Genomic DNA, 26,928 nt, shown 5'->3' with positions numbered 1-26,928 from the left:
GTGCGCCGCAAGCGCGCTGACGATCAGGAAACCATGAAAGCAGACACCTTAAAAAATTGGCTACGGGAACCGCTGGTACATTTTTTCGCCGTAGCGGTTCTGGTATTCGCCGCTGACAGCACCCTCAACCGGAAGAGCGTTGACGACACTCCACAGCAGATCTTTATTACCCAGGATGATCTGCTACAGATGCAGGTGGCGCTGCGTACCACGCAGCTACCGCCGAGAAACTCGCCCCAGTTCCAGAACCTGATCGAAGCCAAAGTGCGCGAGGAAGTACTCTACCGGGAAGCGCTGGCCATGGGGCTCGACAAGGGCGACACTATCGTCAAGCGCCGCATGGCACAGAAAATGGACTTCCTCGCGGAAGACCTCTCCACCCTGCGCCAACCCACCCGAGAAGAGTTGCAAGCATGGTTCAGGGAGAACCCGGACGAGTTTTCCCTGCCTGCGCGAATCACCTTTCGCCATGTGTTTTTTGCTTTCGATACACGGGGTGAACGAGCGCAACAGGATGCCATTCAGGCGCTCGCCGATTTCGATAATCGCGCGGATGAGGCGCCTGTGGGCGATCCATTTATGTTCCAGGACTATTATCCGGAACGTACACCCGCACAGATTTCCTCAGTATTCGGGCCAGACTTTTCCCAGCACTTGTTCGAGCACAGGGATAATATCTGGGCCGGGCCCATCCAGTCCGGGTTCGGCTGGCATCTGATTCATATTGATTCACTAACGCCGGCGCGGATGCCGGAATTTGAGGAGGTATTCGCAGAAGTAAAAGCGGACTGGACAGCCAATCAGCGCGACGTATTCAAGCAGGCCGCCTATCAGGCAATGCGTGAGAAGTATGAAGTCGTACTCCCCGAGCCAGCGCCGCAGCTCGCGGCCGAATAGTTGACGGAGTGCGGCCAATAATGCAAGTCATGATGCGCAAACTGATCAACACACTGTTTCTTCTTCTGCTGCTTTGTTTCGCCGGCTCGGTGGCGGCGCACGACGCCCGCCCCGCCTATCTGCAATGCGACGAAACGGCCACTGGCGAATACACCCTGCTGTGGCGCACGCCGGTAAAATCCGGGCGCCTGCTACCGGTCGCACTGGGGTTGCCAGAAAATACACAACCACTCGGTGAGCCAGTTACCCAGCACCTGCAGGATTCGCTGATCGAGCGCCGCCGTATCCGCCTCGCTGCCGGCCTCGCCGGAGAGCGTATCGACTTCAATGGACTGCAGGCGACCATTACCGATGTGCTGGTGCGCGTTCAGTATCACGATGGCTCCCAGTCCACCGCGCTGGTACAACCCAGCCAACCCTGGGTAGAGATACCACAACCACAATCCACCACAGGTATTGCGATCAGCTACCTTCGCCATGGGGTCGATCATATTCTGTTTGGATTTGACCACCTGCTGTTCGTACTGGCTATTCTGCTGATTGTGCGCAATACCCGCACCCTGCTGTGGACTGTCACCGCCTTTACCCTTGCGCATTCGATCACCCTAACACTGTCCACCCTGGGTGTGGTGCGGCTGTCTTCCATCCCGGTGGAGTCTGTGATCGCGCTGAGTATTGTGTTGCTGGCAACCGAGATTATTCGCGCGCGGGAAGGCAAGCCCAGCGCCACCGCGCGCTGGCCCTGGCTGGTCGCCTTCTCATTCGGCCTGCTTCACGGATTCGGGTTTGCCGGCGCGCTAAATGAGCTCGGGCTTCCAGAGGGTGATATTCCGCTGGCCCTTTTTACCTTTAACCTCGGCGTGGAGCTCGGTCAGCTGATATTTATTGCCATCGTGCTCGGCAGTATTGCGTTGGCCCGCCGCTTCAGCGCATTGGATACCGCAAGACGGCATTCACTGACGGCCACCACCTATGGAATCGGCTGTCTGGCAACCTTCTGGTTTTGCGAGCGGGTAGTGCAGATATTTTGACTTGGTCTCGAATAATAATTGCGCCCTTCACAGAAACGAACTTACTCGAATACCCCCAGACGTTTTAGCGTGCGCACCGCCTGTGTGCGCCTTGAGACGCCAAGCTTTCCATAGGCGGATTTCAAATGGGTTTTCACCGTATTGATGGAAACGCACAGGCGATCTGAAATTTCTTTATTCGAAAGCCCCTCCACCAGTAGCGCAAGTGTCGCCAGTTCTTTTTTGGTCAGTTCATTGACCGAAGTGGTTTCAGCAAGCTCGGTGGGACGCCCCGGAACACCCGCGGAGGGCGCACCCTCGAAGGGGGTAATGATCGTTTCGATCTGTCGTTGCCAGATCTGGTGACAGGAGTTATCCGGCGCTTGTTGCAGGTCCATTTTCAGGGATTGCAACGCGCCAATAATTTCCTCGCCTTCATCGCGAAAGAGCTGCACCGTACTGTGATCGGTATCCAGAGCGAGGGCACTTTCCAGCGACTGCTTCGCCAGCATATCGCGTTTGGCTGCCAGGCGGATGCGGGCCAGTAATAAATGCAATTCCATGGCGCGAAACCGGTTCTCGCCATTAAGAAACTCGCGCAAAACCGGTTGCAGCTGAACCTCGGCGCCCTCGATATCGCCCTCTGCAAGGCGCAGGCGCGCATCTGCAACACTCGACCAGTAGTCCAGGCTATCCCTGGTATGCCCGGGAAGTCCGTCAAACGTCGCCCGCTCGCGCTGCCACTGATCAAATCGGCTTCGCGCCTGGGGCAGTTCGCCCAGTGCCAGCAGAATGCGCACCCGCTCGTGAATCAGGCACGCCAGCAGCCGCTTCCAGCCCCGCGCTTGCGCCAGCTGCTCTGTCTCCCGCAAGTAGTCCAGCAAGGCCTCGTGTTTCTGCTGCCTGAAAAGCAGCTGAACGCGCGCGCGGGTGACGGCAATAACCAGGTCTAACGTAGCGATGACACGCTGCGCATCCAGGCCACGCTGAAAGGAACTCTCAGCCCGCTGCAGATCGCCGCGATAGTAATACAGCACCCCCAGCATGGATTCCACCAAAGCGATCAATTGCGAGCTGGGCAAAACGAAGCGCAGTAAGTTACGCAACTGCACTTCCATCGCGTCCACGCCTTGCTTGAGCCTGGCGCCAACCAGGTAAACCAGAGCGTCGAGACAGCTCGCGTAGGCCTGGTTGTAGACCAGGTCGGCCTCTGTCGCGGTTGCCAGTAATTCTTGTGCCACCGACTGTGCGCCAGCGAAATCCCGCCGGTGATAACACACAAACCCCTGTATCAGGCGAAAAGTAGGCCGCAGATATACCGGATCTGCGGGTGCCTGTGGCAGCCACTGTTCAGCCAGCTGTCCGGCCTTTTCTACCTGATCGTCGATGGTGTATAGATTGGCCTCGATCAGGTGCACTTCCACTTTCTGCGCCAGATCGAGCGTGGCGCTGCGCGCTTTCAATTCATCCAGCATACGTCGTCCCTGGTGCAACTGATTGCTCAGCACCTGCAGCCAGGTCAATTGAATCAACACATTCAGGCTGTCCCCCAACAGCGCTTCTGGCAGACGGCGGATCAGACCGAGCAACTGGAACATATACCCCTGCGCAATCTGGCTGACCCCTTGCTCGTCGAGCAGGTCCAGGGCTCGACCGTGGTCTCCTGCGCTGATGGCATGCTGAATGGCTTCCGGGATCAGACCCTCCTCCTCAAACCAGACGCTGGCCCTGCGGTGCAATTCTGCGTGCTCGCTGGCATCCGCAGACGCCAGCTGGCGCAACAGAAAATCGCGAAACAACGGGTGTAGTCGATACCAGTAACCGACTTCATCCAGGCTCTGCACCAGCAGCCGCGCGTCGCGCAGGCGGGCGAGATCAACACTGTGCTGACGGTCGCCGGTGACCGCTTCACACAGGGGCGCGCAAAAACGTTCGAGAATGGCGGCACGGCGCAGAAAATCGGCGAGCGCCGCTGGCATCTGTACCACAACCTCTTCGGCGAGAAAGTCCGCGACGGAATCGTGATTGCCGGAAAAGGCACTGACAAATCGACCGCGATCCGGAGAGCCTCGCATAGACAGTGCCGCCAACTGTAACACCGCCGCCCAGCCGCCGGTACGGGACAGCAACAGTGCCACTTCATCGTCACTCACCTGCAGTTGATTGGCCTCGCGCAAAAGTGCACCGGTCTCGTCGTCGCCGAATCCGAGCGCACGGCTGTCGATTTCCAGCAGCTCGCCCGCTGCCCGCAGGCGCGACAAGGGAATTGGGGGCAGGCTGCGGGAGCCGATAAAGACGCCCAGGTTGTCCGGCAGGTGCTTCAGCAGATACTGCACCAGCGCGTGCACCTGCGGACTTTCAATTTGCTGGTAGTCATCCAGAAACAGCGCGTAGCGCTTGTTGGCCTTCAGTGAACCGAGGAATTCAGTGACCAGCCGTCGCACCCCAGCGGGCGTGTCGAGATCGAGAGGCGGGGCGCCGAGTTTGCGGGAAAAAGACGGATTGAGCCGGCCGAACGCCGCCCTCAGGTAGTAGAAGAACGTCTCCCCCTCATTGTCGTCCGCCTCCAGCGTCAACCAGCCGGTGCTCACGCCCAGATTTTCCAGGTGGCGCAGACACTGCGCCATAAACGTCGATTTGCCATAGCCCGCAGGCGCCGTAACCAGACACAGTGGCGCGACCGGCCCTTTTCGGCTACAGACACGCCGCAGCAGCCGCTCCCGCTGCACACTGCCATCCGCCAGCCGCGGTGGTGCCATGCGCGTGGCGATCAGGGCCGGGGAGCCGAAAGTATTTTCAGTGCCAGAGACCATCGAGTTCTCCGTTCGGGGCGACGGGAGCTATACATCGCCAGGTATTTAATCAGGGGCCAGACTCTGTCGCCTCACCCTAAGGAGTGAGGCGACATTACACCTCTCAACCCTCGTCGCTTCTCGCTGTTCGCACCGTCACGCCTGCGGAGCCGGTACGCCTATGCAGCTAAAACACCCAGTACTTCATTCCAAAATCATAACAAAGGGTGAAGTGCCTTCCTTGAGAATACCCTAGCCTGCGCACCCCATAACGGTAACCCGTCAGCCTCACCGCTGACGCCATAGCGACTGTGTACGCACTGTCCGGATATTGAGGAGATCGTAAATGTGCAAACGAGACCGAACGGCCACTTCGACAACAGGGCGAGCTGACTGACCATTCCTCGTTTACTCGACCACTTTTCATGCAGCCGGGTGCAGGTTCACGTTTATCCATAAGCCCCGGCCACCGAGTGAAGAACTACGGAGACCACCATGAGCAAAATGTTTTTTGAAACCATCGACACCGCCTGTATCGATCCCAACGATCTGCCCTGGACACCCTTTACTCCCTACACCGATGAAGTGCACGTAAAACTGTTGCGCGTCGACCCGGTTAAAGGTGAAACCGTCACCATGCTGCGTGCACCGGTGGGCATGCAACTACCCAAGCACCATCACTCCGGCACCGTCCAGCTGTACACCATCGCCGGTGCCTGGAAATACCTGGAGCACGATTGGGTTGCCAAACCCGGTGACGTGGTATTGGAAACAGCCGGCAGCTCCCACACTCCCGTCGGGGTCGAGGGCTATGGCGATGAAATCATTACCTTCCAGATCACCACCGGTGATCTGTTGTACCTGGATGAAAACGACCAGGTCTGTGCCATTGAAAACTGGAAAAGCGCGATGGATCGCTACCTGGCGTACTGCCATGCCAACGATATTGCACCGAAAGATCTGAGCCACGCCTGAATCAACGGTTAAATCGCCACACAACTCACTTTAGGAGCACTCATGCTTGGCAAAATGATGCAGTGGCCGTTGCTGGTCTCTCGTATTTTTAAATACGCCACACAATTTCATGGCGAGCAGACTATCGTCTCTGTCTGCGCAGGCAAGCCCAATTTCCGCTACAGCTACCGCGAGTTTGGTGAACGGGTTTGCCAGCTGGCCAACGCGCTGACAGCCGCCGGTGTAAAACCCGGTGATCGCGTGGCGACCCTGGCCTGGAATGATCACCGCCACCTGGAACTCTACTACGCGATCTCCGGTATCGGTGCCGTCTGCCACACAATCAATCCGCGTCTGTTTCCCGCGCAGATGGAATATATCGTCCATCACGCCGACGACGTCCTGCTGTTTGCCGATCCGGCGTTCGTCGATCTGATTTCCCCCATTGCTGGCGGCGCACCGAGCCTGCGGCAATTGATCTGGCTCGGCGATGAAGATCGCCAATCCAGTGAAATCGACACAACCCACTACGAAGCGTTTATCGCGGGCCACAGCAAACAGGTCACCTGGCCGGAGCTGGATGAAAATTCGGCTTCCTCGCTCTGTTACACCTCCGGTACCACGGGCAATCCAAAGGGCGTCCTCTACAGCCATCGTTCCACGGTATTGCACTCCATGGCCGTGACCGGCGCCAATGCATTGAATATCGGCCTGCACGATGCAGTACTGCCGGTGTTCCCCCTGTTTCACGTCAATGCCTGGGGCATTCCCTACAGCGCACTGTTAAACGGTGCCAAGCTGGTGCTACCCGGCCCGAAACTCGACGGTGAAAGCCTGTACAAATTAATCGCCGAGGAAGAAGTCACGGTCACCGCTGGCGTACCCACCATCTGGCTGGCGCTACAGAACCACCTGCGCGATAACAGCCTGTTTCTGGAATCGCTGAAGCGCATGATCGTCGGCGGCTCCGCGGCACCCCGCTCCATGATCGAGTACTTCGAGGAGCAACAGGGAGTGGAATTTATCCACGCGTGGGGCATGACCGAAATGTCTCCGGTAGGCACCATCTGCAAGCTGAAGTCCCACCTGTTAGACAGCGACCGCGAAGCGCGCTCCGCGGTGCGAGTCACCCAGGGCCTGCCAGTGTTCGGTGTGGAAATGAAACTGGTGGACGACGACGGCGAAGTCCAACCTCACAATGGTGAAGCCATCGGCGAGGTGTGGGTGCGCGGCCCGTGGATCACCAGTGGCTATTACGAAGATGCCGAGGCAGACGAAGACAAGTTTGATCGCGAAGGATTCTTCCGTACCGGTGATGTTGCCAGCTTCAGTAGAGACGGCTACATGCGTATTTGTGATCGCTCCAAAGACGTGATCAAAACCGGCGGCGAGTGGATCAGCTCCATCGACCTGGAAAACGCCGCCATTGGTCACCCGCTGGTAGCAGAAGCCGCGGTGATTGGCGTGTCCTCGGAGAAATGGGCCGAGCGTCCGCTTCTAGTGATCGTGCCGCGGGATCCGCAGACGCCACCAACGCTCGCGTCGATGCACGACTACCTCGGCGACAAGGTGCCCAAATGGTGGTTGCCGGATGCAATGGAGCTGGTCGAGCAATTGCCGCACACCGCGACCGGAAAGATCCAGAAGCGGGATCTGCGCGAGCAATTCAAGGATTACCAGTTGCCGTGAAACCCACAGGCCTTACGTACGACACCCCATGAAGAGCCATTACGAGAAGTACCGCCATGACGAACAGCAACCTGAAGCACAAGAAAGTCTTGATAACCGGCGGTGCCGCCGGTATCGGTCTGGCGACGGCCGAGGCTTTTGCCCGCCAGGGTGCCCTGATCATATTGGTGGATCTCAGTGAGGCGGCACTGGAAAAGGCGCGTGAAATAATAGAGTCTCGCGGTGGGCACTGTGTGACGTATCCGTGCGACGTTTCTGACTGGAATAGTGTCCAAAATCTTGCGGGTGATATTCACCGGGCACAGGGCCCGCTGGATATTCTGATCAACAACGCCGGGATCGCTTACCTCGCCGGTGTCGTAGAGCATCCGCTGGATCAGTGGGAAAAAATACACCGGGTGAACGTCATGGGCGTCGTGCATTTCGTGCAGGCATTTTTGCCGGCAATGAAGCAGGCCGGTGGCCCCCGGCATATTGTGAATATCGCCTCCGTCGCGGCGCTGGCGCCCGCACCGAACATGAGTGCATATGCAGCCTCAAAAGCCGCGGTGCGTAATTTCACGGAAGTGCTGGCGATGGAGCAGCACGGCAGTGACATGGTGGTGCAATGTGTTTATCCCGGGATCATCAACACCGCTATCGTCAGCGGTATCCATTCGGTGGGGGAAAACATTTCCTCCCGACAGCTGGATAAACTGCAGCATTATTACCGCGAAACAGGTGCAGACCCCGAGGTGGTGGCTCGGGATATTGTGCGCGGTGTAACCTCCGGGCGCGCGCATATTCCTACCGGCCCAATGGCAAGCCTGGCTGGCTGGCTCGGTCGTGTTTCCCCGCGCATATTGCGCACTTTGTTAATCCGCTCGTCGAAGAAAAGCGGCTACCTGGCGGAAAGTTAGGATCATTTCCCCGCGAGCATATACCCCTTGCCCCATACCGTGCGCACGGTGAGTGACACATCGCTGCGCGCGTCGAGCTTTTTGCGCAGGCGACTCACGCGCCGATCGATGGTGCGGTCCAGTCCGTCATAGGGGCGCCCGAGCGTGTGCGTGAACAGGTACTCACGAGATAAGGCCTGCTGCGGATGCGCAGCGAGGGTCCACAACAATTCAAATTCACCGGAAGAAAATGCCACCGGCGTATCTTTGATAAAGACACGCTGGTTTTTCCGGTCGATAGTCAGGTTTTTAACCCGTATTGCGCTGGCGACTTGCTCCGAGGAAGTTTCCGGAAGGTATCTGCGCAGGACAGCACCGATCCTGGCCAGCAAAATTCGCAGGTCGACGGGCCTTACAATGAAGTCATCCACCCCTAGCTCGTAGGCGCGCAACTGCGTATTTAGGCCGTCGAAGTCGGACATGGCCAACAGGGGACCGGGAAAAACCTGCCGAATCAAACTGACTCGCTCGAAGTCGCCTGGCGTATTCACACTGCTGAGGACAACATCAAAAACCTGGTGTTCAAGGCTGCGGGTGATGTCCTCCCCACGCTCATCGTGCCACACGATAAACCCCTTATCCTGCAGGCAGCCAAAAATCCGCCGCGCAATCCGCTGATTGCTTTCGATCAATAGAATTCGTTGAGCGCGCATATCCAATAATCCGAAAAACTGCGGACTCAAATGCCCACAGCCCCGGATTCTATCCAAACGGTTTACCGATCATTTTTCATTTCACGCCACGAACCAATCATTTCGCGACACAGGCAGCCCCGAAGGCCATATACGCACCAAGCGAGACAATTTAGGACAGATAGCACGCAGCGACCGTGATACTCATGTTGACCCCTCCGTGCAGCCCACCGGGGCCACGGAGCTAATAACGATAAGTAACCATGCATCGGGAGTATCACGTTGAAAGTTAAAACCCTCGCAACGGTCATCGCCTCTGCGATCTGCGCCAGCAGTGTCGCGGCGGCGGTCGCCAGTCACGCCCCACCGGGGATACAGCAGATTCGAGCCGCCCAGCTCGACGATCTCGCCCAGCCATCCGCTCAACAACAGCAGCACAACCCCGTGCTAACGCAACCGCGTCGACCGGGCGGCGTAAACCAGCAGATTCGCCCGGCTTCAGCCGAAGACAAATTTGCCCAGGAACCACCGCGCAGTGGCGAGGATGTGTACATCATTCGCCTGCAGGATCTGCCGGTCGCCACCTACGACGGTCGCGTTAAGGGCTACGCCGCTACCTCGAAGAGCGTGCTGCGCGCCGAAGCGGAACAGGGCCTACTCGCGGTACCGCGCGGCCCCCGTGGACTGGAGACCGTCCAGCAGAACCGCGCCGTTGGCTATAAAAATTATCTTATGGACAAGCAGCAGGCGGTGGTACAGGAAGCCCGCGCCCTGGGCGTGAAGCGCGCCCCGCGCCTGCAGTTCACCGACGCCATCAACGGCTTCACCATGGCGATGACCCAGGCGCAGGCGAAGGAAATGGCGAAGCTGCCGCAAGTAGCCTTCGTGCAACGCTCCGATATGCTGCAACTGCACACCGACCGCGGTCCGGAATTTATCGGTGCGGACAAGATCTGGAACGGTGAGACCAGTGCCAGCAGCCTGGAGCAGAAAGGCGAAGGCATGATCGTCGGTATCCTGGATACCGGTATCAACACCGACCACGTTTCCTTCGCTGACGTGGGTGACGACGGCTATGACCACACCAACCCCTGGGGCAGTGGCAATTACGTAGGCGACTGTGCCGCCGGCACATCCACCTGTAACGATAAACTGATCGGCGTGTGGAGCTGGCCGTTTATCACCGACACCTATGAGGGTGTGCGCCCGGCCAGCGGTGAAGACTACAACGGTCATGGCAGCCACACTGCCAGTACCGCCGCCGGTAACGTGGTGCACAATGTGCCCTACCTGGGCGGCACGCCGAGCGTCGGCGACGGTATTCCCACCGGCTTCGAATTCGAACAGGCAGCCGGTGTCGCCCCCCACGCCAACATCATTTCCTACCAGGTCTGCTTCCCGGATCACCGCGGCTGTCCCAGCGAGGTCATGCTGAAGGCAATCGACCAGGCCATCCAGGACGGCGTTGACGTTATCAACTTCTCCATCGGCGGTGGCGATCGCTTCCCCTGGGAAGACGCCACGGCCATGGCCTTCCTGTCCGCGCGTGAAGCGGGTATTTCCGTAGCGGCGTCCGCCGGCAACGCGGGCAAGGGCTTCTACACCCTGTCCCACACCGCACCCTGGTACACCGTGGTGGCCGCGAGCACCACTGACCGCGTGATGGACGTTACCGCCAACAGAATCGAGATGAGCGGCGGCGCCACTACGCCCCCGTCTTTCTGGGTCAGCGAGACAGACCCCAAGAGCGACGACATCGCCGGCTTCTCTCAGGGCAGCGTCACCGGCACACCGGTACTCGCCGCGGATTTCGGCGATGAAATGTGCCTGAACGAGTTTGCTGCCGATACCTTTACCAGCGATCAGATCGTGATCTGTAAACGCGGCCAGAACGCCCGCGTCGACAAGGCCTTCAACGTACAGGCTGGCGGCGCCGGCGGTTTTATTCTGTACAACGACTCCTACCCCGGTATGAGCAATGAAGAGACCCAGGTCTACGACGATATCTACCCACTGCCGGGTCTGCATATCAAAAGCTACCCGGGTACCAAACTGGTCAACTGGGTCAACGATGGCGGCACCGATCACAGCATCACCATCACCGGTGGCAGCATTACCCGCACCCTGGATGAAAGTGCCGGCGACCTGCTCGCGGACTTCTCCTCCCGCGGCCCGGCCACCCACTTCACCGGCAGCCTGGCACCGCACATCAGCGCACCCGGCGTGAATATTCTCGCTGCCTACGCCGATGAGCAGCCGTTCACCGGTGGCCTCGCCAAAGACTGGACCATGATCAGTGGCACCTCCATGGCTAGCCCCCATGTGGCCGGTGCCCTGACCCTGGTGCGCCAGGCGCACCCGGACTGGACCGCAGCCGAAGTGCAATCCGCACTGCTGATGACCGCAGCACAGACCGTGCGCGAACCCATCGACGCCTATAACGACCCACGCCCGGCCCATACCTACCGCGCCGGTGCCGGTCGCATCGATGTGGCCGCCGCCGTCGACGCCGGTCTGGTGATGGACGAAACCGCAGCCAACTTTGAATTCGCCAACCCGAAAAATGGCGGCGATGTAAATCAGTTGAACCTGCCACAACTGGTGGATAACAACTGCCGTCGCAACTGTTCCTGGATACGTACCGTGCGCGCCACCCGCGACGGCAACTGGACCGTGAGCAACGGCGACTGGACCTACGATGTATGGAATTCCGGCGAGGGTGAACGGCCGGTTCAGGGCGCAAAAATCGCGGCCTTCCCGTCGAGCTTCAGCCTGAAAGCGGGTGAGACCCAGACCATCGTATTCCGCGCCGATCTGACCGACGTACAGTGGGAATGGAACGGCGTACTCGACGTCGAGGATCAGCCGGAAGTGGAAATGTGGAGTGAAGTGCGCTTCGAATCCACCGATAGCAGCATCCCGGATGCCCACTGGCCGGTTTCGATCAATTTCGACCGCGCCGGCCTGCCGAGCATGGTGAATGTCGAAGTCCATCGCGACAACGGCAGCTACCATGTGAAAGATCTGCCTCTGCCGGCGATGAACAGCATCGCCTACCGCGGCTATACCCCGGTAAAAGCCGAGGTCGAGGAAGTTACCCTGCCCCAGGATAACAACCACTACCCCATTTACATGGATGGAGACCACGGGCCGGGCCACACCCGTGTGACCATGCTCGAGGTGCCGGAAAACACGGCACGCCTGGTGGTCGAAGTACTGGAAAATGTCAGCGGACCGGGCTGGAACGAGGCCAAGCGACGCTACCTCGACGGGTGGGCCACCGTGTTCATCGGCCGTGATGCGGACGCTGATGGTGAAGTGGATATTGACACTGAACTGCTGTGCGCCTCGTCTACCCAGATCGAGCTCAACTACTGCAGCATTACCAATCCGGATGCCGGCAGCTACTGGGTAATGGTCGAAAACGTCCGCATGAAGGCAGCAGACAACACCGAGTACGACGGCTTCGAACTGGTGGACACCTACAAAGTCGCCACTGCCATTGTGCCCGCCGATGCAGGAGGCCTGCAGGTTGAAGGGCCGACCAGCACCGACGGCAGCAAAGCCGTAGGTGTGGATCTGAGCTGGGCCCTGAGCGATCTCAAAGAAGGTGACGTAGCCTATGCAGGCTTCGATATCGGCACCTCCAATGCTCCCGGCAGTGTGGGCTTCGTACCGGTCAAACTGACCCGCGGCGCCGACGATGTCAGCATTACCACCAGCCAGACCCAGGCGATCGGTGGCGACATCATCGATGTCTCGGTGCATGTACTGGAAAACAACTCCGGTATCGACCGCGAGATCGACCTGATCAGCCAGATGCCGGAAGGCCTGACCCTGGTGGAAGGCTCGGTGAAGATCAACAACCCGCGCATGCGCGACAATCTCACCGTGGATGGCGATCTCATCCGCGTGAACGGCGTGCAGGAAAATTCCGGCGACTGGAAACCCGATTACGAAATCACTACCAGTGAAACGGACCAGATGTGTCGCACGCCCAACTACGGTGGCGCCAGCAACGGTGGCTTTATTGGCCTGTTCCAGAACTACGGTTTCATTCCGGAGATTGGTGGTAATGCCACCGACTTTGTGAACCCGGAATTCCAGATTCAGCTGAGCCGCTTCTGGGGCGAGAACGCGACTATCAACCTGTTTAACAACAAGGAATACCGCTCCTATCCCTCGCTGGTAGTGTCACCCCAGGGCTACGTCGCGCTGGAAGCTCAGTACGATAGTGCTGCGCATATCGCGCACAGGGAATTCCCCTACTACTCCGCACCCTATACGCCTTTTGTCGGGGCATTCTGGAGAGGTACGGTAAATTCCCAGAGCTGGTTCGGTGCCAACGTCGATGCACTCGGCACACCGCTGAATCAGGTAGCCAATAAAACCGAAGGTTCCGGTATCGCACTGGCCTGGGCCCAGGACCCGGAAAATAATATCAACGATATTATTATCGAGTGGGTCAACGCCCGTACCCAGAACCTCGATATCGGCTGGTCTGGGGGTACCCTGAACAGCGAGAAGTCTGACCGTTACAACTTCAACCTGATCGTGCACGAAGGCTACCGCTACGGCGAGGGTGAATACGAATTTACCATGGCCTACGGTGACCTGGATTTTGCCGGCGAGCCCGGTGGTGGTTCTATCGGCCTGCACGGCCACTACGGCCCGCTGGATGTTCAGGGCTATCCGTTCTACTTCAAGCAGGAAGTCGGCAAGAGCTTTGCCCACAACGACCTGGACAGCAGACTGAAGAAAGATCTCGTGGTCTGCTACGACTACGTAGGTCCGGAATCCACCCAGTTTGACCTGAGCTTCCAGGTGCGTGTGGCGGAAACTGCGGCCGGGCAGGATCTGGAGCTGGCCTTCGTCAGTGATATCGACGGTATGGCCCAGGAAGTGAAGAGCCAGATCATCGTGGTACCGAGCAACCTGACTCTGGTAGAGATCGCCGACCAGACCACTGCGGAAAACACCCCGGTGGAAATTGAAGTGATCTATATCGATAAGGACCAGGCGCCAAACCTGATCTCCGTGAGCGGCGAACACATTTCCGCGACGGTTTCCGGTCACGCATCCGGCTCCGTGATTACCATCACCCCGGAAAGCAACTGGTATGGTGAGACCGAAGTGACGGTAACCGTTGCCGACGAGCAGGTACCTGCCGACAAGTCGAGCCAGTCGTTCATGATGACGGTGGCGTCCGACGGTGAAGAGCCGGGGTGTACCGATATTGAAGCGGACAACTACGACGAAAATGCCACGGTAGATGACGAAAGCTGTACTTATCCGGAACCGGAGCCTCAGCCGGAACCAGAACCTAAGCCAGAAGAACCCAAGAAGAAACGGAAAGGCGGTTCCACCGGTACTTTCCTGCTTGGACTTCTTGCCATGCTCGGACTGGCTCGTCGTTTTCGTGTGATTCGCTAATCCTTCGGGTAGTGTACCAACAGAACTGAGCTGAAATCATTCGGTTCAGATCGATCAAGCCCCGGCGCTTCCGCCGGGGCTTTTTTTGTGTGTATTTTTACAGATGTACGGTCGACGTCTGCCCCCTGGGTTCCGGCTCTACATATTCAGCGTGCACCAGATAGCGCAAAGGCCCACCAGCGCGCATCGCGTTAAACGGATAACAGGTCACTAGCAGCAGGTCCGGCGCGGCAACGATGGGCAAACGTTCTTTTTCGCTATCAACCACTTTTGTCCCATTGACTCGGAAGCTGTGCCAGCGTCCGCTTTGATCCTGAAGTTGAATCACATGGCCCGGCTGCAACTTATCGAGATTTTTGAAGTGGGTATCCCGGTGCGCCGCAACCACGGTCGTGCGCGGTGCTAATAACTTCCCGGGTTCGCCCGCACCATCCAGCATACCCGGGCCAAACGCCAGCGCCTGTCCACTGGTACCGCGCAATACCATCAGCGGTTTATCCTCTCCCATTTTTATTTGTGCCACCGGCCATGTATCCGCCCAGGGCCAAGGCTTATGGATTTCGCCACTGGCCAGCTGTCGGTGCCAGGCATCGCTGATCAGATACTGGGCCAGTTCGGCTTTGGCCAGAATCCAGCCGCCGCTACCCAGTTGCCAGATACCCGCGCCCATCAGAATAACCGGCAGCCAGTGTTTCAGAATCCGCAGCGCCATCATCTCAAACCTCCACCGGGCGGGCATTGCCGGTGCGTACAGGCGCTTCGCGGTATTTCAATGCAGCAACCGTCAGACGTCGCGCCAGAAACTGATCGAGGTGAGTCCGGCAGCAGCGCACGTCCGGTATGCACCGACGCAGTATGCGGCGAGCAGCGCGCACCACTTGTGCGCGAACACGCAGCGCGCCGCCCAATCCCAGTAGCAGCAGTGCCGTCAGCAGTTGACCGTAAACGCCGGTAGCGGTTGAGGGATAGGTCATACGCTGCAGCACCTGTCCTTGCGCTACGGCGTTAGGCACACCATGAGACTTCAAGCGCTCTGAAGCCGGACGCACGGGCGTTTCCTCGACCGCAACAAAGCTGGTGTAAGGGCTGGCAAGCTGATAGGCCAGTGCGAGGCCAATAATTTCCTGCTTGATCGGGTCTTCGGCCTTTTCGCCCTCTCTTGTTGACGACGTCAGCGGGCCACGCTGTTGCTGCTCATCACGCAGCGCACCTATTTTCGAGCGTGCCCACAGGCTGCCAATTTCACGCCCGCCTCTATCGACGGCCAATTGGCCCAGAGAAATAGTCCGGGAAAATCGCTTGCCCGCCAGGCGGCCGCTGACCACGACTTCACCACTGGAAGGATTACCCAGTTGCTGGCCCTCAACCCGTGCCACCAGCCGCACCGGTTCGCCACGATACAGGTCCGGCAGCTGCTTTGGATAGGTTTCTACCTTGATGCCCTGCGGCCATTCCACCTGGAGATCGGTGACCAGTGGATTTTCCAGCTTTTCAAAAAGCTGGCCCATTTTGGTCTGTACTTCACCGAGATCGCCAATCTGCACAAAACTGCCGCGGCCAAACTCCGCAGCCTTGGTCATAAAGAAACTGTTGGGTGCGGAACCTATGCCTACGGTAAACAGGCGCACCTGACCAAGTCGCTGGCGCACGATTTCAAACAGCGCGCGCTCATTGCCTACAGCGCCATCGGTAATAAATATGACCTGCCGCACCAGTTCGCCGGCCTGCTCGTCCAGCTGTTGGGAAAGCGCTTCCTTCAATGCGGGAGCCATCTCGGTGCCGCCGGTCGCCTCGAGGGACTCCACCCAGTCCCGCGCGCGCTGGATATTACCGGGGGTCGCGGCTACCGGACGGGGATAAAAAGAGCGGTGGCGACTGTTGAATTCAATCACGTTGAAGCGATCCGCAGCGTCCAGCCGGGACAGCGCCAACAACAGACTCTCCTTTGCCTGCCGAATGGAAACGCCACTCATGGACCCGGATGTGTCCACCACATAGACCACCTCACGCGGCAGCTTTTGTGTGGCCGCAGACTGGTGTGGAGGCAGCAGCAACAACTGGAGATATTGCGCGGAAGCATCGACAGATTGCTCCGCAAAAACTGCCGCGGATGGCATGGCGGATGTTTGCGGCCGCCAATGCAGGGCAAAGTCCCGATCCATGGGAACGGAACCCTCTTTCAGTTCGATTTGATACTGGTGGTCACTCTGGCGATGAAAATTGATTTCATGATAGGGGCTGAAAATATCCGCCAGAGGCAATCCCATACCGAGATCGATGGCAATGGACATCTGGTGGCTGCCGCGCGCTTGCAGCTCGGGCATGGGCACCATGGTGGGGGAAATCCGATCCGCATCAGGGACCTGATCAGTGGGCAGCGACCAGCCGTGCGCATTTAATGCTACATCCTGTTGCGAGGCCATGGGCGTACCGGGCATATAGCGCGGGGTGAGTGTACTGGGCAGGCGCAGGCTGAACTGGCCGCTGTCAAAGCGCAGTGTTTGCAGGTAGCGGATTTCCACCGCTACCTTTTCACCCGGTGCAATATTCGCAACCCGGCTGGTGAACAGATTGGGGCGCTGCTGCTCCAGAAGTGCGGCGCGTTTGCCCTCCGCCTTCGCCTGCCGGTAGACCTTTTTCGCGGCTTCCCGCTCCCGTACCTTGCCCACAATGCGGCGCTCGCCGACGACGATTTCCATTCCGTTGACCGCGGCATTTTCCGGCAGCGGCAACACGTACACCGCCTCCTGCCAGTCGTTGCTGGTATTGGAAAAGAACTGCTGGATATGCACCTCGGCCACCAGCCCACGCACGCGAATATCCACTTCGGTACCCAGGTGAATCGCCGGCACATACTGACCCGGCACATCGCCAGAAAACAGAAGGTCACCGCTGCCGGCATCGTCCAGCGTTATCGGTTCGTATTCTGTATTCACGCCCTCTGATGCCTTGGCTCCGTTGGCTCCGAGCGCCGCGAGCAACACCGCAAGTGCGGTAACCACCAGCAACATCCAGCTGCCGGTGCGATTTTTGCGGTAGCGGCGCCGGTAGTATTCATCGGTGGGGAGTATCAGCAGATCGCGCTCGATGCGTGGCGCGTGGAAAAAGGGTCGGTTCACGGGAGCCTCCAGATTGGTTGATGGAGGCATTACACACAGGCAATCGGGCAGCGGGCGGGGTGAAATCGGGCGGACTGGAGGTCAAATATGACGAAATGTGGCGGAGCGAATGTTAGCGCGGCACAAAAGTAAAAAACCGGCGCAGAGGCCGGTTTAAAAACTACGCGTAGTAATGGATCAGTCGATCAGTCCATACTCGTCCCGCAGCACCTGCACAATCTCCGCTTTGGGGTTGTCGGAGATTACCAGCTTGTCACCGATAATCTTTTCCGCAATCCCTACATAGGTATTTGAGACATCCATCAGCATGGATTCAGGCAGCTCGTTATCCCGGGCCAACGCAACACGCTCGCCAAAGCGCTCCTTGTTCAGCAGGATATCCGGGTCGGGGAAATGATTGAGCAGAGCCTGGCGAAACCCCTCTTTGGAGTTTTCCACAACCCGGCCATTGCGATACTCGGCGCCGTCCCAGATACGGGAAGAATCCGGCGTACCCACCTCATCCATGTAGATCATTTTCTCGTTGCCGTCGGCATCGGTCACGTAGCCAAACTCGAACTTGGTATCGACAAACACCTGATCCAGTTTCTCCAGTGCTGTGGATATAACGTCGAAACCTTCTTTCAACAGGGCTTCGTAGAGGGCGATGTCTTCAATAGTACTGAAATGGAAGGCGGCGAAGTTTTCTTCAATGTTGCGGCGGGTGATATTTACATCGTCCGCCTCCGGGACGCCCGGGATCCCCTTGAGAATCCCTTTGGTGGAGGGGGTGATCAGCAGCTCCGGCAGCTTCTGGTCTTTGTCCAGGCCATCGGGTAGCTGTATGCCGCAGAACTCCCGCTCGCCCTTGCTGTAGGCGCGCCACATGGAGCCGGTAATATACTGGCGGGCAATAGCTTCGATCATCACCGGGCGGGCTTTCTGTACGATCCACACCGCCGGGTGTGGGATATCCAGAATATGACTGTCCGCCAGTCCCTGCTCCTTGAACAGTTTGAACCAGTGGTTGGCCACCGCATTCAGCGCCGCCCCCTTGCCGGGTACACCACGCAGACCATTCTCGCCTTTCCAGATGCAGTCGAAAGCGGACATGCGATCGGAAATCACCATGACCGCCAGTGGCGCATCGGCCGCCACCGGGTAATCTTTCTCCCTGATCAGGCGAGCGCTGTCGGCTTCCGTCAGCCAGTACACGGAGCGGACCTTGCCGCTGTGCACGGGCTTATCGGTACGGATGGGCAGGTCGTTGTTTACCGCCAGGACTTTGTCAGCAAGGCTCATGGGCTTTCCTATGCCGTAATACGGATACAGACAGATAATAGATAAGAGCCCCGCGAAAGCGGGGCCGGAATTTCAGGCGCGGGATTCTAGCAAATCGGGGATTTTTGAGACAGTTGTCCGCCCGTCGGTTCAGTGCTCTTCGATGCTGCTGCCCGACGTTCCCCGCGCCCACTCCTTCTGATGCTCGCTGGTGGGCCAGGCATTGAGGATGGCCTTGGCCAGGGTCGCCAGGGGAATCGCAAAGAACACGCCCCAGAATCCCCAAATACCGCCAAATACCAGTACCGCGAGGATAATCGCCACCGGATGCAGATTGACGGCTTCGGAGAACAGAATCGGTACCAGCACGTTGCCGTCCAGCAACTGGATCATGCCGTAGGCAAACATCAGCCAGAAAAACTCGCTGCTCCACCCCCACTGAAAGAGGCCGATGGCGGCCACCGGAATGGTGACCACCGCCGCGCCGATATAGGGAATGAGTACCGACAGGCCCACCGCAACCGCCAGCAGCAGCGCGTAATTCACCCCCAGCAATAGAAAGGCGATGTAGCTCACCACCGCCACAATAGCGATTTCAATCACCTTGCCGCGCACGTAGTTGGCCACCTGATCATTCATTTCATACCAGATCTGGCGCAGCATCGGACGCTGGTGGGGCAGGAAGGACGCACACCAGCCCAGCAGCTTGTTGGAGTCCTTGAGAAAGAAGAACACCAGAATCGGCACCACCACCAGATAGATCAGTACCGCCGCCAGTACCGGGATATTGGCCAGGGAAAAAGTCAGCACCGTCTGCCCCAGGTTGCCCAGCTCACTGCCGATGGTGTTGAAAATCTCGTCGATCTGCTGGGCAGTAACCAGCCGTGGGTACTGCTCTGGCAACAGAATCAGCAGGTCCTGGCCGCTGGCGATCATATTCGGGAGTTCCGCGAACAACCGCGCGGTCTGGCGCCAGATAATCGGCATCACTACAAACAACAGGCCGACAATGGTGCCCACCAGCACCAGGCAGGCGATGGTCACCGACAACCAGTGGGGGACTTTCCACGACTCCAGCCGCTGCACCATACCCTGCATCAAAAAGGCAATCACCAGCGCTGCAAGCACCGGTGCGAGCACACCGCCGAGCGTGGCGAGGACGATCATGGCGGCCAACAGCAGCAGTACCAGCAGTACCACTTCTTCCTGACCGAAATAGCGATTTACCCACCCCTTTACAATCGCATACATAAAAGCTGTTCTCTCGAGACTCCGGTAGAAGTGTGTTTGGTTGTCTGATGGGTCGGTGCGGGAGGGCTTCTCCCGGCAAAGTGACCATTGGTTCAGCGCATTAAATCTGCCGCAACCAGAAATGGAAGGACTCGCCATCCGTTTCGACACGCGCCAAAGGTACACCACTCAGATCGCAAAAGCTGCGAATATCCCGCTGCGATGCCGGATCGGTGGCAATCAGGTGCAACAGCGCTCCCGGCGCCAATTCCTTCAATGCACGGCGCATGGCGAGCAGAGGCTGCGGGCAGGGAAGCCCGCGGGCATCTACCCTTAAGGCATCCTCCCAATGGACATCCTGGCGCTGTGTGGCCTGTTGTGTGGTCGTGGTCATAAAAATGCGGTAAAGAACCGTTAATGCCGCGAATTATAACGGCGACGCCTGGTCAATGGGTCATGAGGCAGAACCTTTTGCCCCAGAATTGATCAAAACCTCGACAGTCTCACAGGGTTACGTATAGTGTTAGCCGTAGGAAACCCGGCAGGCGCAGTTAGATTATGACCGAGAACCTCAAAGTATTCAGACACCGAATCCGACTCGGCTGCGCGCGCCTGCGCCGGTGCGCCGCCGGTTTCGCCGCCAGCGTGGCTACCGGCCTGGTATTGACCGCCGCGCCGATCGCCGCCACGGCCCAGGACGACCATCATATCCAGCTGCCGATGCTTGGCGACTCCAGCAGTGGCCTGGTGTCGCGCGCGCGGGAAAAAGAACTGGGCAGCATGTGGTTGCGGATGTTCCGCAGCCAGGTACGCACCTCCAGCGACGCCCTCCTCCAGCAGTATGTGGAAAACTCACTCAAATCCCTGGCGGAATACAGCCCGCTGGAGGACAAATCCCTGGACGTGGTGGTGGTCAATAACGACACCATGAACGCCTTTGCCGTTCCCGGTGGCGTGGTGGGTGTGCACACCGGCCTGTTCCTGTTTGCGGAGAACGAAGACCAGTTTGCCTCGGTACTCGCCCACGAACTCGCGCACTTGAGCCAGCGCCACTACGCCCGCTCCCTGGAGGCCCAACGCAACAGTACCCTGCCCACCCTCGCCGGTATGCTGGGCGCCCTGGTACTGGCCGCGACCGCCGGGGGTGATGCAGGGCTCGCGGCCATGACCGCCACCCAGGCCGCGGCACTGGATAACCAATTGCGTTTTTCCCGCCAGAACGAGCAGGAAGCGGACCGGGTGGGGATTGAAACCCTGGCCAAAGCCGGCATGGACCCCCAGGCCGCCGGCGAAATGTTCGAGCAGATGCTCAAGGCCACCCGCTACTACCGCCGCCCACCGGAATTCCTGCTCACTCACCCGGTGACCGAGAAACGGATTGCCGACGCCAAGCTGCGTGCCAACCGCATGGAAAAGGTGCCCCTGCGGGACAGCCGTGAATACCACCTGATGCGCGCGCGTATCCGCGTTGCCGCCGAGGCCACCCCCCAGCAGGCGGTGAAACGCTTCCAGGCGGAATTGCGCGGCATCAACGATAACGAAGACGCCGCCCGCTACGGCCTGGCCCTGGCCCAGACCGCCGCCGGAAAGCCGGACTCCGCCATCGACACGCTGCAACCCCTGTTGGAAAAAGAGCCCGACAAGGACGCATTCATTCTCGCCCGGGCGGATATCGACCTGAGCCGTCAGGATTACACCAGCGCCACCAAGCGTCTGCAGAAGGCGGTGGACGACAGTCCGAAAAACCACGCCCTGATCATGGGCCTGGCCAACGCGCACTTTAAGGCGGGTAACTATCTGGCCGCGGAGCGCATTCTGAAAAAACACAGCCGTATGCGCCGCAAGGATCCGGCGGTCTGGTATTTGCTGGCGGAAACTCACGGTTTGGCTGGGGATATTGTTGGTGTGCACGAGGCCCGTGCGGAGTATTACATCCTGAACGGCGTGTTCGACAAGGCACTGCAGCACCTGCGCCACGGTGTCCGTCTGGCGAAAAACGATTACCAGACCCACGCGATTCTGGAACAGCGTATGAAAGATGTGATCAAGATGCAGGAGAAAGCTAAGGAGCTTTAAGTTCGAAGCTCAATAGTTTTGACTGAAGGCAAAGTGGCGGGGATCTGTTTTTGAAAGCGTCGGCGACAGGGACGTCGCCGACGCAGCGTACAAGGATGTATTCACAGCGGTTTCAAAAACAGATACCCGGTGCTTTGCCGCCACCGGACCAGCTTTAAAACCACTAGGCAAGCCTCAATCCAGGGGCTTGCGGAAATCCAGCATCCGCTGCAGCGGTATCATCGCCCGCTTGCCCAGCTCCGGATCCACAACGATCTCGTTGTCGCCGCGCTCAAGTACACCATACAGATTCTCCAGGGAGTTCATCGCCATCCATGGGCAATTGGCGCAGCTGCGACAGGTCGCACCGGAGCCCGCGGTGGGAGCGATGATCAGCTCTTTGTCCGGGCACTGCTGCTGCATCTTGTAGAAGATGCCCTGGTCAGTCGCGACGATAAACTGCTTGTTTGGGCGGGTTTTTGCAGCATTGATGATCTGCGAAGTGGAACCCACCACATCCGCCAGCTCCACTACCGCCGCAGGGGATTCCGGGTGTACCAGCACCAGCGCTTCCGGGTACATGGCCTTCAGATCAGCCACACCCTTGGCCTTGAACTCTTCATGCACAATACAGGCGGCGTCCCACAGCAATACGTCGGCCCCGGTCTGCTTTTGCACATAGCTCCCCAGGTGTTTATCCGGCGCCCACAGGATTTTTTCCCCCTGGCTATCCAGGTGATCCACAACATCCAGTGCGATGCTGGAGGTGACAACCCAGTCTGCACGCGCTTTTACCGCCGCTGACGTGTTCGCGTAAACCACCACGGTGCGATCCGGGTGCTGGTCGCAGAAAGCGGAAAACTCCTCAATCGGACAACCGAGGTCCAGCGAACAGGTGGCTTCCAGGGTAGGCATCAGCACGCGTTTGTTCGGAGTCAGGATTTTGGCCGTTTCCCCCATAAACTTCACACCGGCCACAATCAGCGTATCCGCCTGATGCTGCGATCCGAAACGGGCCATCTCCAGAGAGTCGGAAACGCAACCACCGGTTTCTTCCGCCAACGCCTGAATCAGCGGGTCGGTATAGTAGTGGGCCACCAGTACCGCATTCTGCTCTTTTAGCAGGCGCTTGATACGCTCCCGCCACAGCGCCAGCTCTTCCGCGGAGTATTCGTGGGCACCCGGGTGCGTAAGATGATCCTGCACAAAATCCCGTGCATCGATCGCGTTGGGAGCCGGGGCGTTGGAAGCAATTTTTTCGCTACTGTCTGTCATAGTTTCCACGTAAGGTTTCTGCGTGCTGACGGAAAAGGCCGGCATTATACCGGTACAGACCCCGTTCGCCGATCTTCGCCCCTTAATCCCGCGGTACACCCTGCGGTCAGTGGTATTTTAAGGTGGCGCAAATGCGGATGCGATGCAGCGAACAGGGTGGCCCCGGGCGCGCGAAAGGTATCAATTGAGGGGGAACTTAAGGAAATGGTGGGTCGTGCTGGACTCGAACCAGCGACCAATTGGTTAAAAGCCAACTGCTCTACCAACTGAGCTAACGACCCTTAAGACTGCCCTTCTCTCACAGAGGAAGGCAAAACTGCTTGTATAACCCGTAGTTGCTACGCGTTTTTTAATAAGCACCGGCTCGATCAGATATCGGACTACCGGCACAGGAGGGAAGATGGTGGGTCGTGCTGGACTCGAACCAGCGACCAATTGGTTAAAAGCCAACTGCTCTACCAACTGAGCTAACGACCCTTAACCCCTCTACCTGAGGAGCTGCGTATCTTACGGATCTAATCCGAAAACACAAGTCCCGGTTACAAAAAAATTTCTAACAAATATAAGGGGTTAGATCCCCGGCCTGGCTCGGTATCCGGCCGGTTTATACCTGGGAAATCCCCGCCGGGCTGGCACCGATTCAGGCGTATACCGTGGGGTCCTCCAGACCGGCCTCGGCAAAACCCGCGGCGCGCAGGCGGCAGCTGTCGCAACGCCCGCAGGCCGCGCCATTGGGCAGGGCCTGGTAGCAACTTACCGTCAGGCTGTAGTCCACACCCAGCTCAGTACCTCGATGGACAATATCCGCCTTGCTCATCTTCATCAGTGGTGCGTGGATGGTCAGCTTGTTGCCCTCTACACCCGCACGGGTGGCCAGGTTGGCCATTTTCTCAAAGGCATCAATATAATCCGGGCGGCAATCCGGATAACCAGAGTAGTCAACCGCGTTCACGCCCACAAAAATATCCTGCGCTCCCAGAACCTCCGCCCAGCCGAGGGCAATTGACAGAAACACGGTATTGCGCGCGGGCACGTAGGTGACGGGTATCCCGGAGGTCTCCTCCTCCGGCACATCGATACTGTCATCGGTGAGTGCGGAGCCACCAATGACCCGTAGGTCCAGCTTTACCACTTTGTGTTCGCGGGCATCCAGATCCGCAGCCACGCGCTGTGCCGCCATCAGCTCGGCGCTGTGGCGCTGGCCATAATCGAACCCGAGGGCATAACACTCGTAGCCCTCTGCCCGGGCCATAGCCAGGACGGTGGCGGAATCCAGGCCTCCGGAGAGTAGTACAACGGCTTTTTTGCTGCTCATAAGTCTGCCAATTGGGTTCAGTTAAAGAGAGAAGCGTATTCGATAGGGTTACACGCCGGGGATGTCGCCCCAGAGCAGTTTGTGCAGCTGCATCTGCATACGCACCGGCAGCCCATCTTCCAGAATCCACCCCGCCAGCTGACGGGGGGCCAACTGCTCATAACTCGGGGAGAAGAGCACCTCACCTACCCGCTCCACCAGCTGGTACTGGTCCAGGGTAAAGCGCGCCCATTCGTAATCCGCGCGATCACAGATCACAAACTTGATCTGATCCTCCTGGGTCAACAGGGGAATATTCTCCATCCGATTACGGCCCTGCTCACCGGAGGCCGGTGTTTTCAGGTCGACCACGCGGGATACCCGGGCATCCACCGCGTCCACCGGCATGGCCCCGCTGGTTTCCAGGGAAACCCGATAACCGGCATCACACAGCGCCCTTAGTAAGGGGATGCAATTGGGCTGAGCGAGCGGCTCACCGCCGGTGACGCACACGCGCCGCGCGGGGTACGACTGCACTTTCTGCAAAATATCGGCCAGCGACAGGCGCTCGCCGCCGTAAAACGCGTACTCCGAATCACAATAGGTGCAGCGTAGCGGGCACCCGGTCAGGCGCACAAAGACCGTGGGTAGGCCACTGTCACGGGCTTCCCCCTGCAGAGAATAGAAAAGCTCACTGATGCGAAGAGACTCACTGGTCAGCTCCCCGCCTTTCTGTTCAGTGCCCGGTTCGGTCTTCAGTTCCGCCATATACCGCTCAGATGGTAAATATTGGCCGGTGACGCCCTGGCGGCTACCGGCACATACAAAAACGCCCGGAGGGTAAATACCCTCCGGGCGCGGGATCATAGAGTTTTTTTGATCACAAAACCAGCACCGCTGGTTTTATCCCCCACCCAGCGGCGGGGTTACCGGGCCGCTCAGATAGCAGCCCTAGAAATTTTCCTTGAGATACTGCTTGGCCAGATTGGAGGCGCGCTGATCGCTGGCAGCCACCTGCTCCAACAGCTCTTTGGCCTTGGCGTTATCACCCAGCTGGTGATAGACAGTCCCGAGCTTGTAGCGGCCATCCCATACCTTGCTGGAATTGGGGTACCCATCCAACAGGGCTACAAACCAGGTGCGGGCCTCTTCGATATTACCCTGCACCAGGGCAATCTCGCCCAACCAGTAATTGGCATTCGGCGCATACTGCCCGTTGGGGTAGTCCTCCAGCAGGCTCTTGAACGCCTTACTGGCGCCATCGTAATCGCCGTTGCGCGCCAGGCCGAAGCTGGCCTGGTAGCGATCGCGCTCGCTTTCACTGGCTTCCGAGGCTGAACCCGCGCCCGCAGCCGGCGCGGAGTCGCTGGTGCCGGAGGCTGATCCCGAGGGCGCGCCTTCGGCCGGTGCCGCGCCATCAAGCTTCGATATGCGGCGATCGAGGTTCATGTAGTCTTCGGTGCGCTGCTGGCGCAACCGTTTGACCTCGTGCCGGAGCTCCTCCACCGCACCGCGCAGTTCCTGGACTTCCTGCTGCAGAACCTGCATCTGGTAGTAGGCCTCAGCCTGGGGGTTGGCCTGCAGATTACCTGCCGAGGTATTGGTGCGGGCCGCCAGCTGTGGGTAACCGGGGGGAGGAGGGGTTGCAGTACCCTGGTTGACAGAGCTGTCACGGGACAGATCCACCACCGGAGCCTGCGCGAATACGGACGAAGCCGCAGCCAGACTGGCTGCGGCTATCGCGATACTTCTAATCAGAAAAGACAATTGCATGCTTCTAGATTAGTTGATCACCACGCGACGGTTCATAGCACGTGCACTCTCGCTGGAGCCTTCTTGTGCCGGACGCTCTTCGCCGTAGCTGATGACTTCCAGGTTGGCAGCGTTTACGCCCTGAAGTACCAGGAAGTCGCGAACCGCGTTGGCGCGACGCTCACCCAGTGCCAGGTTGTACTCACGGGTACCCAGCTCGTCAGCGTGGCCCTCCAGGCGAACGGTGCCAGCGGCGCCGCGCATACGGTCAGCGTGCTTGATCAGCAGCTCACGGGTAGAAGGCTTCAGCAGGCTCTGGTCGAAGTCGAAGTACACGACGTTGTCCAGAGGAACGGCTGTTTCGGTAGGAGTGGTGTCTTCAACCACCGGAGGTGGGGTCTGATCAACTACTTGCTGGTTAGCGCTATCGTCGGTATCGGTGCTGGAACAACCGGCCATTACTGCCAGTACACAAGCCAGACCCAGGCCGGTTTTTACTGATTTGAACATAAACAACTCCGCTTTTTGTGTTATCGGGAAATCCTGTAAGGGGTAAAACCCGGGATTAAATCAGGGTTTCGCTTCTTCTTATTTGTTT

Annotated in this window: 19 protein-coding genes and 2 tRNA genes; 7 read left to right on the top strand and 14 right to left on the bottom strand. The window is 58.5% G+C overall.

The annotated features are described in order from the left end of the window. On the top strand, window positions 1-897 hold the full coding sequence (locus tag LRR79_RS07120; RefSeq protein ID WP_231759673.1) for a peptidyl-prolyl cis-trans isomerase: 897 nt from the start codon (window positions 1-3) through the stop codon (window positions 895-897). A gap of 20 nt (window positions 898-917) precedes the next feature. After that, a complete protein-coding gene (locus tag LRR79_RS07115) occupies window positions 918-1,928 on the top strand; it encodes a HupE/UreJ family protein (RefSeq protein WP_231759672.1) in 1,011 nt (336 codons plus the stop codon). Between the two features lie 41 nt (window positions 1,929-1,969). On the opposite strand, the gene LRR79_RS07110 is transcribed toward LRR79_RS07115, so the two are convergent. Beyond that, a complete protein-coding gene (locus LRR79_RS07110; RefSeq protein ID WP_231759671.1) occupies window positions 1,970-4,720 on the bottom strand; it encodes a LuxR C-terminal-related transcriptional regulator in 2,751 nt (916 codons plus the stop codon). A 474-nt stretch (window positions 4,721-5,194) separates the two neighbouring features. Here LRR79_RS07110 and LRR79_RS07105 point away from each other — a divergent pair, with 474 nt between their 5' ends. From LRR79_RS07105 to LRR79_RS07095, 3 genes are read left to right on the top strand one after another with little or no spacing between them, the layout of a single operon-like run. Further along, complete coding sequence (locus LRR79_RS07105) at window positions 5,195-5,674, top strand: 2,4'-dihydroxyacetophenone dioxygenase family protein (protein ID WP_231759670.1); 480 nt, start codon at window positions 5,195-5,197, stop codon at window positions 5,672-5,674. Window positions 5,675-5,716: 42 nt separating this feature from the next. Beyond that, window positions 5,717-7,342, top strand: a complete 1,626-nt coding sequence (locus LRR79_RS07100) for a long-chain fatty acid--CoA ligase (protein WP_231759669.1) — start codon at window positions 5,717-5,719, stop codon at window positions 7,340-7,342. 56 nt (window positions 7,343-7,398) lie between these two features. Next, window positions 7,399-8,241: an SDR family NAD(P)-dependent oxidoreductase gene (locus LRR79_RS07095; protein WP_231759668.1), complete on the top strand. Its 843-nt coding sequence runs from the start codon at window positions 7,399-7,401 to the stop codon at window positions 8,239-8,241. A 2-nt stretch (window positions 8,242-8,243) separates the two neighbouring features. On the opposite strand, the gene LRR79_RS07090 is transcribed toward LRR79_RS07095, so the two are convergent. Next, on the bottom strand, window positions 8,244-8,933 hold the full coding sequence (locus LRR79_RS07090) for a response regulator transcription factor (RefSeq protein ID WP_231759667.1): 690 nt from the start codon (window positions 8,931-8,933) through the stop codon (window positions 8,244-8,246). Window positions 8,934-9,194: 261 nt separating this feature from the next. On the opposite strand from LRR79_RS07090, the gene LRR79_RS07085 reads away from it, so the two are divergent. Then, window positions 9,195-14,345 carry a S8 family serine peptidase gene (locus LRR79_RS07085; protein WP_269455107.1) on the top strand — a complete coding sequence of 1,717 codons (5,151 nt, stop codon included), beginning with the start codon at window positions 9,195-9,197 and terminating at the stop codon, window positions 14,343-14,345. 97 nt (window positions 14,346-14,442) lie between these two features. On the opposite strand, the gene LRR79_RS07080 is transcribed toward LRR79_RS07085, so the two are convergent. From LRR79_RS07080 to LRR79_RS07060, 5 genes are all read right to left on the bottom strand, one after another. Beyond that, window positions 14,443-15,060 carry a class GN sortase gene (locus tag LRR79_RS07080; RefSeq protein WP_231759666.1) on the bottom strand — a complete coding sequence of 206 codons (618 nt, stop codon included), beginning with the start codon at window positions 15,058-15,060 and terminating at the stop codon, window positions 14,443-14,445. A gap of 1 nt (window position 15,061) precedes the next feature. Beyond that, window positions 15,062-17,464 carry a marine proteobacterial sortase target protein gene (locus tag LRR79_RS07075; protein ID WP_231759665.1) on the bottom strand — a complete coding sequence of 801 codons (2,403 nt, stop codon included), beginning with the start codon at window positions 17,462-17,464 and terminating at the stop codon, window positions 15,062-15,064. 177 nt (window positions 17,465-17,641) lie between these two features. Then, window positions 17,642-18,745 (bottom strand): phosphoribosylaminoimidazolesuccinocarboxamide synthase, encoded by a 1,104-nt coding sequence (locus tag LRR79_RS07070; RefSeq protein ID WP_231759664.1) that lies wholly within the window; start codon window positions 18,743-18,745, stop codon window positions 17,642-17,644. Window positions 18,746-18,874: 129 nt separating this feature from the next. Beyond that, on the bottom strand, window positions 18,875-19,975 hold the full coding sequence (locus LRR79_RS07065) for an AI-2E family transporter (RefSeq protein ID WP_231759663.1): 1,101 nt from the start codon (window positions 19,973-19,975) through the stop codon (window positions 18,875-18,877). Window positions 19,976-20,075: 100 nt separating this feature from the next. Continuing rightward, the gene (locus tag LRR79_RS07060) at window positions 20,076-20,348 is read right to left on the bottom strand and encodes a sulfurtransferase TusA family protein (protein ID WP_231759662.1); all 273 of its coding nucleotides are present in this window, start codon (window positions 20,346-20,348) and stop codon (window positions 20,076-20,078) included. Between the two features lie 164 nt (window positions 20,349-20,512). Between LRR79_RS07060 and LRR79_RS07055 the strand changes: the two genes are divergently transcribed. Further along, window positions 20,513-22,030: a M48 family metalloprotease gene (locus tag LRR79_RS07055; RefSeq protein ID WP_231759661.1), complete on the top strand. Its 1,518-nt coding sequence runs from the start codon at window positions 20,513-20,515 to the stop codon at window positions 22,028-22,030. 174 nt (window positions 22,031-22,204) lie between these two features. On the opposite strand, the gene nadA is transcribed toward LRR79_RS07055, so the two are convergent. The 7 genes from nadA to LRR79_RS07020 all read right to left on the bottom strand — a co-directional run bounded on the left by nadA (window position 22,205) and on the right by LRR79_RS07020 (window position 26,840). Further along, complete coding sequence (nadA, locus tag LRR79_RS07050; RefSeq protein WP_231759660.1) at window positions 22,205-23,284, bottom strand: quinolinate synthase NadA; 1,080 nt, start codon at window positions 23,282-23,284, stop codon at window positions 22,205-22,207. 205 nt (window positions 23,285-23,489) lie between these two features. After that, a tRNA-Lys gene (locus tag LRR79_RS07045) sits at window positions 23,490-23,565 on the bottom strand. Window positions 23,566-23,685: 120 nt separating this feature from the next. Next, window positions 23,686-23,761: transfer RNA gene (locus LRR79_RS07040), tRNA-Lys, on the bottom strand. A gap of 163 nt (window positions 23,762-23,924) precedes the next feature. Further along, the gene (gene queC, locus LRR79_RS07035; protein ID WP_231759659.1) at window positions 23,925-24,599 is read right to left on the bottom strand and encodes a 7-cyano-7-deazaguanine synthase QueC; all 675 of its coding nucleotides are present in this window, start codon (window positions 24,597-24,599) and stop codon (window positions 23,925-23,927) included. 48 nt (window positions 24,600-24,647) lie between these two features. Then, the gene (gene queE, locus LRR79_RS07030; protein ID WP_231759658.1) at window positions 24,648-25,346 is read right to left on the bottom strand and encodes a 7-carboxy-7-deazaguanine synthase QueE; all 699 of its coding nucleotides are present in this window, start codon (window positions 25,344-25,346) and stop codon (window positions 24,648-24,650) included. Window positions 25,347-25,529: 183 nt separating this feature from the next. Then, entirely contained in the window at window positions 25,530-26,345 is an 816-nt protein-coding gene (gene ybgF, locus LRR79_RS07025; protein WP_241301459.1) for a tol-pal system protein YbgF, read from the bottom strand. Window positions 26,346-26,360: 15 nt separating this feature from the next. Further along, complete coding sequence (locus LRR79_RS07020) at window positions 26,361-26,840, bottom strand: OmpA family protein (protein WP_231759656.1); 480 nt, start codon at window positions 26,838-26,840, stop codon at window positions 26,361-26,363. Window positions 26,841-26,928 lie beyond the last annotated feature (88 nt).

This window comes from Microbulbifer elongatus (assembly GCF_021165935.1).
GTDB classification, from domain to species: domain Bacteria; phylum Pseudomonadota; class Gammaproteobacteria; order Pseudomonadales; family Cellvibrionaceae; genus Microbulbifer; species Microbulbifer elongatus.
Note: the sequence above shows the minus strand (reverse complement) of the source record. Positions and strands in the feature narration are given on the sequence as shown.